Here is a 12,682-nt window from a genome sequence, read left to right on the forward strand (position 1 = left end):
TCAGATAGCACTCAGTTTTTTCGCTTCTGTGCTTTATTGCGTAAGCATCCCTATTTAAAAACTGTCCGGAGTATTGTCTTGACGAAAGTCCTTTAATCGTTCACTGTTCATTTAAGGAGTGGATAGGTTTTTATTTTTCCCCCTCATTCTCTCCTTAACGGTGGCTCTAGTTCTTCTTTGGCCACCGTTCTCATCTTTAGTTAGTCTAAACTACAGATTCTAACTCTCGAAGAACAAGTCTTAGTCGCCTTGGAATATTAGCGAGAATATCGAACATATTTTCAGATAGGGACAAGTTGGGGAGCATCTGAATCAACTATTGGCCGAACTGTAACTAACATCGAATCAACTTTAATGAAAACAGGGAAGTTCCGAATTCCGGGAAAAAAAGCATTAGTCAAAAAATTTTATTATCCAAAAATCGCGGTGATAGATGTCACGAAAACAACTATTGAACAACCCGAAAATAAACAGAAAAAATGTTACTCAGGCAATAACAAACAGTAAACTATAAAAACTTAAATTATTAATTTATCGACAAACTAAAGAGATTATTTGCACTGCTTTTGGACAGGGCGTTGCCACTATTTCAGGTTTTTTAAAAAAGAAAAGATTATATTCATCCCGAAACATATACCTTACAAGATAGTTGCTATCAAGGCATAAAGGACGATCGCCAGAATAGTTCTATTCCCAGAACTAAACCTAAAAATGGGCAGCCTGCTCTCTTAGCAAAAAACTATAATCTAACTCTAGCCCAGAAAAGAATAGGGAATTGAACACGTTAATCGGACTCTCAAAATTTTCTCTTATTTAGTCTAGTCGTTATCGGAATCGTCGTCGCCGTTATGGTCTGCATTGTCATTTGTTGTCAGCAATTTACAATTATGAGTTAGCTCTAGGCGATTAAATTTAAAGAGTTTGATTATAACATATATTTTTGTGGGCAAGAGGTCTAGTGAATTCGACTTAATAAATATTTGTAATAATTAAGTTAAGTAAATCTTATAATGCACAATGTGCTACGGGCTTTAGTCCGATAGTTTATACTTAATCTTGTCCAGCAAACGCTAAGGAGGTAAGGAAGAGTGAGTACCCAACCCGCTGCGAAACCCAGACTTAATTCTGCGTTCAAACAACTGATGTCCTTACACTGGGTAATGTCAGGTTGCTATTTAGTGCTGTTTATTGGCGGTATTTCTATGGCTCGATTGCCAGGAGAATTGTTTATTCGAGGCCCCCTTTACGATTTTCACAAATCCGTAGGAGTGCTGACAATGGCTTTACTGACTTGGCGGATTTTAACTATGCTGCGGGTATGGTGGAAAAAATATACGAAACGCCTGCCAAAGTTTACAAAGGAATGGTACAAAAATTTTGCTCTGCACGCAAGTTTGTACGTTTTTATGTGGCTAGTTCCGGTTGCTGGTTTTTTGCTTTCTAACTCTTACAAAAGTAACAATGTGAAGTTTTTCGGAATTGTTTTGCCGGATATGTTTCCCCAGAATTCCGCAATAGTTAATCTGGGAAGGAGTTTGCATTTTTGGCTGGCGTACACATTTTTAGCGTTCGCGATTTTGCATATTATAGATCAGAAGAAAGTTGTGAGGGCTAATTGGCGCCGGTTGGCCAATTTTGTTCGCACTAAGTTCGCAAAGTCTCAAAAGGTTGGATAAATTTGCGATGGGGTACTATTCTCAATTGGTAGTGGTAGGGTACACGCTGCCTACCTTACATAATTAGTTGAGGCGTCCAGGACAATTTATGATAAATTGACTGCAAAACTCGCTATTTTCCACGGTGATATTCTGAAACTTCTCCCATCGTCTGACTTCTGAGGCAAATTTATGGGTTGTTCTAATAAATCGACAGGTTGACTGATCGCCAAACCCAAATCGCTCTTTAATTCAAACTTCGCCTCTTCACCGTGACACTCGCAACACCGCAAAATCCACACATTAGAATCATCTTCCGATTGTTTGAATGCCATCAGCACTAAATTTTCGGCGGACAAATCCAAAAACTTGCCAACTGCGGACAGAGTCTTGCGGCCATTTTCCTCTAACTTGGGTAACACCTTTACTAGCAGTGGTAAATTCAATTCGTACCCCTGTCGAACCGTGCCGGCTTCTTGCCAATTTCCGCTGTGGGGATAGACTCCACAAGTAAATTCCGAAACTCCTACATCTGCTTGTTCATCCGGCCAAGTCGAACCCCGAAGCAAAGTCAGCCGAATTTGATTTGGTTGAAGGTCGCAACCGTATTTGCAATCGTTGAGCAAACTCACTCCAAAACCGTCATTGCTGATATCAGTCCAGCGCAAAATCGGCACTTCCCATTTGGCTTTTTCGGCGGGTGTTTGCGGCTTAGTTGTGCGATCGATCGCACCGCCGGGAATTTCGCAAGTTGCAAAATCTGCTTCTACATTTAACCCAAAGGCTGCTTTTACTAAAACGTGCTTTTCTTGCCAATCTGCAACTGTCTTGATTTTCAGCAGCGGCGAACCTATTTCTACTATATAATCTTGGCAAAATTCCGATTTGCCAATTTGTCGGACTACCCGCAAACTCTGCCGTATTTCTCCCTGCTCTACCCAAGCAATCTCTTTGAGTGTGGGCGCGGGTAACTGATGTTTTTCATAATTTGGGTCTATGTTCCAAGCATCCCAATATTGACCGCTGTCTTGAAATGCTTGCAGTTGATTTCCGCCTGCTGCATTCAGGACTTCTAGGTTATTTACTTTATCCCAAATGCTGGATAAATCCCCGGTTTGTCCGTCTATTGTTGCCCGAATAAATTCATTTTCTAAAACCATTTGTGCGGGGGCAAAAGGCGTTTTTTGACTGACGGTGTTTTTTTGTGATATACCGTATGTAAGTTTTGATAACTCTGTCTTTTTTTCGGTTTCTGGACTCGCGGACGCATTATCCACAGTTTGAGCGTCTTCGGGACACAGCCAAAACACCTGGTAGCCAACGGCGGGGAGATTATTTGCCCAAAATAACAGTGTAGAGTGCGATTGCGGTCGATCGCCCCTGACAATCTGCGAAGCCAGTCGCCGTCGGGACAAGTCGTAAATTTGCCAAGCTGAATCAGTGGCATCGGGAAGAGGTACGGCGACAACCTCAGAGCGCGACCAATTAAGGGTATTGAAAATCAAAATCGGTTGAGCGTCGGGCTGCGGAGGATTCGGCAGAGAAATTTGAGCCGAGATTGCATCCAAAGATTTTAGCATGATTTCGCGACAAGTGCGATCGACCTCGGTAAAGGCTAGATTAGCATCCGCGTAGACTTGGGCGATCGCAGAACCGGGCAAAATATCGTGAAACTGGTTAAACAAAATCTGTTTCCAAGCAGATTCTAACTCGGATTTCGGATAAACCGCACCAGTACAAATCGTTGCCAGCGAAGACAACAACTCCGCTTGGTAGAGCAATTCTTCGCAGCGACGGTTTTGGCGTTTTTGGTCGGCGCGAGTCGTGTAACAGCCCCGGTGGAATTCTAAGTAAAGTTCGTCTTTCCAAATGGGAAGAGTTTTGAGTTGTGAGATGGAATGATTTGCATCCGAAATTGCCGATAAGTTTGACAATTCTCGCGCCCCAAAATTCCCGATGCTTTCGACAACTGGCAAATTTTCCTGATTGTCCGATTCTGAAACATCGCTTTCGGACTTAGTTGCGGAAATTGCCGACAAGTTTGACAATTCTCGCGCCCCCAAATTCTCCTGATTGTCAGGTTTTGCAACATCGCTTTTCTGCGAACTTTCCGCAACTTCCGGCAAAAACTGACTCTCAATCAAAGACAAATAATCAACCGCTTTCGCAAACTCCAACTTCGGGAAAAAAGGCGACATTTTCCAGCGTTTCGCCACCTCCAACATATCACGAGTCGGGCCACCGCCGTGGTCGCCAACCCCAGGCAACCAAAGAGCATCTTGCAAACCAGTCTTAACCTGCCAGTCAAAAGCATAACTTGCCATTTTCACAGATTCTATGCCTTCACCAATTGGAGCAGACATCATGCTAAATATTTTAGTACCGTCCAACCCTTCCCACCAAAACGCACCGTGGGGAAATTCCGTTGTATCATTCCAACGCAACTTTTGCGTCACAAAATAGTCAACTCCGCCTTGCCGCAAAATCTGAGGTAATTGCCACCCAAAACCGAAAGTATCCGGTAGCCAGGCCACCCGCATCAATTCCCCAAATTTTTCTTTTGCGTAACGCTGTCCGTAAAAAACTTGCCGCACCATTGATTCAGCGGAAATCAAGTTTAAATCCGGTTCTACCCACATCCCGCCGACAACTTCCCAGCAACCCGCCGCCACCTGTTTTTTAATCGCAACAAATAAGTCCGGGCGATGTTCTTCCATCCAAGCATAAAGTGCGGGAGTTGAATGACAGAAAATTAAATCGGGAAACTCCGATTGCAATTTCAATACCGACTCAAAAGTTCGCTTTGCCGCTTCCCAAGTTTCTGGGACAGGCCACAGCCAAGCTAAGTCTAAATGAGCGTGACCGGCCAAATAGATTTTACCTGTATATATAGATGTCAGAGCACCATTTTCTCCTATATATATAGATGTAGAATTGCCATTTTCTCCAACCTCCAAAACTTCCTCTCTTCTTCCTCCCTCAGCGACCTCTGCCCCCTCTGCGGTTCCCTCATCTAAATCCCCAGAAAAAGCCTGCAGATATCCCAGTAAATTGTGCCGCAAAACAGACAGCGAGCGATCGAACTTTACGCGATCGCCCACCGCCGACCAATCAATCAAATCCATCGCCAAATCAATCTCAGATTTCAGCGTTTCCCCCTTGACAAACATGGGGCGATTTGCTATTGTTTCAGTGGAGAGGTATTGGAAATTTACATTTTCTAAATTTCGAGTTAGCGAATTTTGCAAAATCTCTAATTCGGCAGCCACAAAACCCGGATCGAAACAAGAAGAGTCAGCAGCTTCGTACAAACAAATCGATCGCACTAAAGCACCGCTATCGTGACCCGGACTTACCAACCGCAAAATAACTAAAAATTCATCTCCGGGATTTGCCGACGAACTCAACAAAACTCGATCGGCAAAATCAAATAAATCTCCCTGTCCGACTAACTCGCCGTTGACAAAAATTTGAGCATCTTCTGCCCACCAAGTCAAACCCAGCAGCAACCGCAAACCAACCACAGGATAGCCGTGCAAATTGTCAGGAATTACAAATTGCTGGCCCAAATACAAAACTTGTTTCCCCGACGGCCACGCAATATGTCCTTTGCCGTTAAGTTCGGCAACAGGGCTGTTACAAATATTTACCGAAGAGACAGCCGAGTCAGAATCGCAGTACCTCCAACCAGACTGAACCTCCACTTGGCTGAGGCGGCGCAACTTCTCGACAGCGGCAGAAACATTGTTGCTAGCAGGTGACACAGAAGCGCTCATATTTCGCTAAAATAGGAATTGTGTATGAATCAGAAATCGGATTGAACCGCCCCGACGCAAAGGACGCGAAGAAATAAAGGTTTCAGAGGGTTTGAAGCTGCGATTAAGATCTCGCTTTGATTTTACAGCAATATTCAGCAATTCCCGCGCGAATCAAAAATCTGAATTCAATAATTAAACTTATGTCCAACGGTTACTACGGCCCATACCAAAGCCGGCTATTAAATTTTATATCGAAACAGTCCCGCCAAGTCGCTGACAATTGCGATCGAACTTGGCGTCAAATTAAAGAAGCAACTCTCACCGCCACCCAAATTCTGCTTTATCCAGCTTATTTGCTGGTGCAAAGTTCCCGACTGCTAGGCCGACAGTTGCGGGAATCAAGTCAAAAAGTAGATTTACCGGAACTGCAAGAATTTGGCGGGGACGAAAATCCCGATGGGCAACAAAATTGGTATCAAGGGGAAACTTCCGACGAAAGTTCTATCGCCGAAATTTTGCACCTCGCCGAAAATTTACTCACCTCGTCGCAAACCGCGAAAACTTTAGCCACCTTCCCGCTGTTAATTAATCAGGGAAATACTGCTAGCAATTTACATCCGGCAATCACTTTTAGCGGGCAACTCACAAAGCATCAAACAACTGCCGTCTTAGAACTCCCGCTTGCTAAAACAGGATTAAAACCGCAACCGAAAGTTGAGGGAATTGCCAGTTTTATCCCAGCCCGGACTTTAGTATTGGTCGGAAAAGAAAATCAGATATTAGATATTTTGACACCCGAACAGCAGGAACTGCTCGAAGGTCGCATAACTTGGGAAGTAGCAAACTGCGGGCCCGAACGGCGGGAAATTACCCAAAAAGAATTAAAATTTAATCTCGGTTTGGAGTCGGCGGCTAAAAAAGCGCAGTTGCCGCCGGTGCGTCGTTTTTGGGAATTGATGGCATGGCTTCAGACGAGTCCGGTTGCCCTCAAAAGAAATCAGTTTGGAGAATCAATCCTCGCAGTTAAAAAAGCTATCGACCGCAATTCAATCCTAGTCCAAAAAGCCCGCGCCCAGATCGAAGCAAAAACCCCACAGCAGTCAATTGCGGCATCGAATTCGATCGACCACAATACCCCAAAACTAGAAACTAATTTTAACAGCAAGTTCGATCGACCCCCTAGTCCTCTCTCCTTTGTTACATTACTCGATCGCGCCGCCGTCAACATCGAAGAATTAACCCTGCCGCCATCGGCAAAAACAATCGCCGCACCTACAGAAGCCCCCGGAGTCAAAATTAATACATCCGGCACAGACGCCAATGTAGATTTGTCCGCCCGCGACATCCTCGAAAAATACGCTCGCAACATCGAACAAATGATTTGGTCGTCAGTAGACCACCTTTTGGGCAAAGAAACCGCCGCCAGTGATAATACGGAGAAAGCAGTCGCAATTCAGTATTCTTTGAAACAGCGACGAGAACAAGAAAACACGCAAAAAAGCCCAGAGGTCGATCGACCGTGGCTGAACTGGCAAGACTTATTCGGGGAAGCAGCACCGCAGCATTTAACCGACGGAAGTTCCGAACCCCATGCAGCACAAAGCAGCGCCAAAGTCAAGGAAAAAATAGCAGAATTAGGAGAAGTGCCAGAAGGTCGATCGACCGCAGTCTCCATATCCCCTTACCCCGAAGCACTTCACGGCCTGCTGGGGCAGCTAAAACAGAGCTTGCTCGTCGCAAAAAGCCCAACAAGTCAACCCCAAACAGCATCTGATTTAGCAGTTACTCAAAAAAATAGCTCTGCACTCGCAGCAGAATCAACCCCAGGGCGCGCGCCGGAAACCCAAGTGCCAAAAAACACAAACCCGAACACCGCACAAAACCACCAATCCCCAGCAGCAATCACCGCGCAAACTAGCAGATACACCCCCGCAACCCCCACAACCCCCGCCGCAGCCGAACCCAAAAATCCCAGCGCAGGCGTCCCATCCGATGGAGACTACTTAGAAACAAAAGCAGAATCGATGGGATACATTAAGCACCCGCTAGAACAAGTGCTCGAATGGCTCGATCGAGTTATGCTGCAGCTAGAAAACATCGCCGAGCAACTGTGGAATTGGGCAAAAATTAACTTGCCAAAAATCCTCAAAAGCAAAGATAAAATTGACTAATCTTTAGCTTATGATAAAAAAGTTGCTGCAAGAGCAGCAAATCAGCTCAGTATTATGCCATCTTTGGAGACTCCCACAGTGCTAACCCTCAAAATCGTAGTTAATGTAGTTGTTTTATTTTTCGTTTCCCTGTTCATATTTGGATTTTTGTCCAATGACCCAGCCCGGAACCCCAACCGCAGAGACATGGAATAAACAAGTTATCCCGCCCGCTGGCTGGGGGGTACGCTACCGCAGCCCCGCAGCCAGCCTGCAAACTCGCAAAAATTAGTCGAACAAAACTTGACCTCGCACCAGCAGCGAGGTTATCTTGTGGCGGAACCAAGTTCTGAAAGCAGCCATATTCCGGCGCGCCAAAACCACTGCAAATTTTAGATGTCAGATTAATGTCTAAACAGTTGCCTTTTAGATGCAAAAATTTTCAATAATTTGCACCCTATAAAATCTAAAATCTAAAATCTAAAATCGGATGACTTACCTGTTGTAACTATGCCCTATCCGGTACCGCCGCCAGAACCCTCTGCCATCATCTACATCGCAAAGCCAAAAAAAGTCGCCCTCACTGTCGCGGCCGGCGATGGAGACACCCGCAGCAACCCCGCAGAAATACCGGAACCAAGCCCAGATATCGTTCAGCCACAACCCACACCAGCCCCAGCAGAAGCCGCAGCCACACTCCTCGGCACTACCCCAGCCACTGACCAGCCTCCAGCAATCGCCGACCCCCTAGCAGCAGTGGAAAGTGGCGACGCAGTTGTGGGATTTCAGCGTCGGGCTCCTGCGGTAGAATCAGAAACTGGGGAAACTCCGAAAGATTCCTCGTTTACGGCTTACCAATTGGGTTCGGTAGAAAATGCCATTGCCATTCGCAATCGAAAACGCACGGCAGAGGCGCAGAAACAACAGGAGAGGAATGTTGTCGGAAAGCGCGAAAGTTGGTATCAGGCCCAAGGCCGGCAGTTAGAAGATAACTCTCCCGAACCTGCGGAGATTCCCGTTCCAGAACCCGCGCTAGAACCAGCACCCAGCGGGCAACAGCAGTTCGACATTCCCACACCAGGAACTGCCCCCGCACCCAGAACCCCCGCTGCGCCGAAACCGAAGCCTAAACCAGCCGCGCCGGGAGTCCGCACCCCACCTTCTGGGCGGACGGTGCCTTTGCCCGTGACTCCGGCCGATACAATTGAAGTTAAGGCTGACAGCCAAGAATTCGACGACAAGCAGCAAATTGTGACGGCGGTTGGTAATGTCGTTGTGCGGTTCCGGCAAACTGTGATTGATGCCGATCGAGCGATCGTCAACTTAGTCACCCGCCAAGTGGTAGCATCCGGCAATGTCGCCTATACCCGCGGCCAACAAGTAGTGCGCGGCCAGCGGATGGAGTTCAATCTCGGCCTCAACAGCGGCGCAGTCGAACAAGCCAGCGGCGAAATATTCCTGCCTGCAGCAGGTAGCGAATTGACCCCCACACTGCCGACGGATATCAGTGCTGGGACGATTCTCGAACAGCCGCTGAGCGATCGAATTACCAGCCAGCAGCCCCTGCGCGGAGTCAAATCCCCCGGCGCTGCTACAGTGACTATCGGTGGCGGTGGACAGCTAGCAGCCCCCCAAGTTACTGGTGCGGTCAACCGCGTCCGCTTTGAAGCAGAACGCATCGAACTGCTGCCAGACGGCGCGAGGGTAGCAACCAACATTCGCCTTACTAACGACCCGTTTTCCCCGCCGGAATTTGAATACAGGGCCCGGAGGGCGACGATTAGAAGGATTTCGCCCACGGCAGAGGAATTGGTCACAACTAAACCCCGCTTGGTGTTCGACAACCGGGTGAAAATACCCGTGTATCCCCGCAGGCAAGTATTTGACAGCCGGCAGCAGAGCGGCCCGTGTTTGACCTTTGGCTACGACGGAGGCGACCGCGGCGGTTTGTATGCCGAGTGCGGTTTTGAGGTGTTGCAAAACGGGCCGGTGCGGCTGACTCTGACACCCCAAATTTACCTGCAGCGGGTTGTGGAAAAGCACGGCGGTAATCCGTTTTCTCCCGATAGTTACGGGCTGAAAGCGAGGTTACGCGCTAGTCTCGGTCCGCGCACCAGGCTGGACGGATCGGCAATATTTCTGAGTTTGGAAGATTTCCCGAATTTGCCGGAAAACAGCTTTCGGGGCAATTTGCGCCTGCAGCAGTTGATCGGCACTCACTCTCTGGCAGCAGAATACAGTTATCGCGATCGACTGTTTAACGGTTCTCTGGGCTATCAAACCGTGCAGAGCAGTCTCGGGGCAGTCCTCACTTCCCCAGTCATCCAACTCGGAGGCACTGGCATCAATCTCAGCTACCAGGCCGGGTATCAATTTATCAATGCTGACACCGATCGAGCAGACTTGCTCGAACCAGTGCGGGAAAACAACCGCGTCGATCTGGGCCGTTCCCAAGTCAGCTTCGCCTTAAGCCGCGGCTTCAACCTGTGGGAGGGCGAACCGCTGCCCCGCACTCCCACCCAGGGTTTGAGGTATACGCGGACGCCGGTGGTTCCTTTCTTGCAACTGGCCTTGGGACTCCGGGGAGTTGGCACTTATTACAGCAGTGGCGATCGACAAAATTCCCTCGCCGGCAGCGTCGGCATTCAAGGGCAGTTCGGTCATTTCTCCCGCCCTTTCCTCGATTACACTGGGTTTAACGTGACTTATACCCAGGTGGGGCGCGACGGTATCTCGCCGTTTTTATTCGATCGCTTAGTAGATTTGAGAGTCCTGTCTTTTGGACTTGTCCAGCAAGTTTACGGAGGCTTTCGAGTTGGATTTCAAAGTGCTATTAATTTAGAAAGCGGGGAAACAATCAGTACGAATTACACTTTAGAATACAGTCGCCGCACCTACGCAATCATTTTACGTTTTAATCCTGAGCGTCAAGTCGGCAGCCTGACTTTTAGAATTAGCGACTTCAACTGGAACGGTACTCCCGAACCTTTTTCCGGGGACGCGCGAACTGTAGAAGGAGGAGTGCGTTTATCCGATTAATTCAATTGGCTAATGGGGCATTGGTCATTGGGCATGGGGAATTAGTAATAGGTAATGAGGAATTGGTCATTGGGTAATTGGAACCAAAAGACAACAGTCAACAGATAACAGTCAACAGTCAACAGTCAACAGATAACAGTCAACAGTCAACAGACAACAAATGACAGAAGTGACGGCAATATCTGCACAAGCAGCGGCTCTGCTGGTTCACTACGGTTTTGACCTAGGTGGCAAAAAAGCCGAGAAATTGGCGGGTGAATGGCTGACCAAGTATCCCGGCTATTGGCTGCGTTTAGCAGTGGTTGAAGCGCTTTATCAAGGCCGCTACAAGGCTGTGTCTGTGGGACAGCTATTGAGTATGTGGCATCGGATAGGTCAACCTCTCTATCATTTCAATCGCGAGTTTGAACGCTTGGTATGCAATAATTTTCCTCAAAATTTAACCGGGGAAAGTGCTGCTCAACTGTCACCGGAAGATATACTTTTATCGAACCCGGAATCGGAAGTAACTGCCGCAGAGTTAGATTTGCGTGGGCCGTCAGATGCGCAACTTGATGTGGGGCTTCATGCAGAAGTCCCAAACACAGAGGCAGAGGAAACAGGAAAATTACCTGCAGCCGACGATCGCACAAAAGAAAATACAGAATTTGTAGTATATGAAGATGTGGCTGTTACCGCCCTCGCGGATCGAGCCGAAGCTGAGCACAAATTAGCGGACAAACCTGTGGCAAAATCATTCCCAGTTGTCAAACACACTGATTTTCATACCAAGTTAAAAGCGATTGCCCGAGAAGGCAGAAGAAAGAAGGGAGAAAGCAGAAATAGGGTGTAATATCATTTTCGATTTTCGATTAAAGAATTAGGAATGACTGATGAAAATCGTGATTGGGATCTGCCTACAGTTGCATTTTTTTTTTGAATTGGTGTAATGTTGGGGAATTACATAGTTGTTTGTGAGAGTTAAGTTTTCGGACTTCCTCCCATCCGAATCTCCGAACAAAAAGATGCTTGTTCGGTACCGTTAGCTTGCTTAACAATGCTAGTCCGCAGCCGCAGGTTGGGCATGAGATACCACAGCCTTTCTTCGGCATGGAGGGTGTCTGATTCTGTAATCAATGTCAGCACGTCGTCGCCCATCACGTAGCGGCCGTTACCCTTGTCTTGCAACACTTTGCCTTCGCTGGGATTGTCGGGATTTGGTACGATCGCTAATATTGTAGAACCGATTTGTTTAGCTTTGTCGCGATCGGGAATACCGTCCCAACTAATCCGAACGCCCTTTAGCCCAGTTGAAGCCGGGTTGATCGAGTGTTGTTGGCAAAGTTTGACGACTGCTGCATCGCTAGCTGTCAGTATTTCTATTTTGAGGTCGGATTTACCCGCCTGCAATTCGCCAGAATTGAGATTGTGTACGGTACGCTGGGAAAACCATTTGCCTGCACTTAACTCGAAAAACTCGATAACATCCATGAAATTTGTCTCTAAAGTCAATACTGCTTTATTTGCGATCGTGACTTGCGCGCTCTGGAGTCAGAAATCCGGTTTCTTTCTACGTACCTAGCGGTCAAACCAATGATTTTGTTTAGAAACCCGGTTTAAGAGTGCAAGTCCTTTTCTATATTTTAGAGGAAGGGGGCGCACCTGCAAAGCTTTCTGAGAGCTGTGGGCGAAACAGATTACAGATACCGTTGAGGTACAAAACCCAACCAGGGGGACATCTGCCTTGCTGATGCGGCCGACTTGACAGAAAATTAGAGCATCCGCCATCATATTTCGTTATAAAAAGTCTTTTTCGCACTTTAAATAGGATTGCGATACCTGAAATTTTTTAGCTTTGACAGTGTTGATCGATCGACCATCGTCGCCCAAATACCAGCTATGTTAAGAAAAACAACGATATATGTGAACTTTTATCGATCTATCGGTAAATTGGGCGTTGCTGAGTCGAATGATATTGGCGGCGATTTATTGTAATCGCACTGCTTGAAAATTCTCAAAGCAGACTTCGACTAAAAAACCAGCAATTCATCGAACCATCACCAAACCGAGGACAGCAAGCCCGTAGCACATAGCATTTAAA

General features: G+C 47.1%; 7 protein-coding genes and 1 pseudogene. 6 read left to right on the plus strand and 2 right to left on the minus strand.

What is annotated here, in order from left to right:
* Positions 1-273: 273 nt before the first annotated feature.
* Both QUA27_RS27650 and QUA27_RS24305 read left to right on the plus strand, forming a co-directional pair.
* A pseudogene (locus tag QUA27_RS27650) lies at positions 274-507 on the plus strand (IS5/IS1182 family transposase); the annotation flags it as partial.
* Positions 508-1,088: 581 nt separating this feature from the next.
* Positions 1,089-1,676 carry a cytochrome b gene (locus QUA27_RS24305; RefSeq protein WP_333071244.1) on the plus strand — a complete coding sequence of 196 codons (588 nt, stop codon included), beginning with the start codon at positions 1,089-1,091 and terminating at the stop codon, positions 1,674-1,676.
* A gap of 86 nt (positions 1,677-1,762) precedes the next feature.
* On the opposite strand, the gene QUA27_RS24310 is transcribed toward QUA27_RS24305, so the two are convergent.
* Entirely contained in the window at positions 1,763-5,431 is a 3,669-nt protein-coding gene (locus QUA27_RS24310; RefSeq protein ID WP_333071246.1) for an alpha-mannosidase, read from the minus strand.
* Positions 5,432-5,613: 182 nt separating this feature from the next.
* Between QUA27_RS24310 and QUA27_RS24315 the strand changes: the two genes are divergently transcribed.
* From QUA27_RS24315 to QUA27_RS24330, 4 genes are all read left to right on the plus strand, one after another.
* Positions 5,614-7,584, plus strand: a complete 1,971-nt coding sequence (locus tag QUA27_RS24315) for a hypothetical protein (protein WP_333071248.1) — start codon at positions 5,614-5,616, stop codon at positions 7,582-7,584.
* 78 nt (positions 7,585-7,662) lie between these two features.
* Entirely contained in the window at positions 7,663-7,779 is a 117-nt protein-coding gene (locus QUA27_RS24320; protein ID WP_039887172.1) for a photosystem II reaction center protein I, read from the plus strand.
* Between the two features lie 294 nt (positions 7,780-8,073).
* On the plus strand, positions 8,074-10,602 hold the full coding sequence (locus QUA27_RS24325) for a DUF3769 domain-containing protein (RefSeq protein WP_333071249.1): 2,529 nt from the start codon (positions 8,074-8,076) through the stop codon (positions 10,600-10,602).
* A 160-nt stretch (positions 10,603-10,762) separates the two neighbouring features.
* On the plus strand, positions 10,763-11,434 hold the full coding sequence (locus QUA27_RS24330; RefSeq protein ID WP_333071251.1) for a hypothetical protein: 672 nt from the start codon (positions 10,763-10,765) through the stop codon (positions 11,432-11,434).
* A 128-nt stretch (positions 11,435-11,562) separates the two neighbouring features.
* Here the strand turns inward: QUA27_RS24330 and QUA27_RS24335 are convergent, their stop codons facing one another.
* Positions 11,563-12,072, minus strand: a complete 510-nt coding sequence (locus QUA27_RS24335; protein WP_333071253.1) for a phycobiliprotein lyase — start codon at positions 12,070-12,072, stop codon at positions 11,563-11,565.
* Positions 12,073-12,682: the final 610 nt, after the last annotated feature.

Source organism: Microcoleus harperi Pol14_C6 (assembly GCF_036701295.1).
Taxonomy (GTDB): domain Bacteria; phylum Cyanobacteriota; class Cyanobacteriia; order Cyanobacteriales; family Microcoleaceae; genus Microcoleus.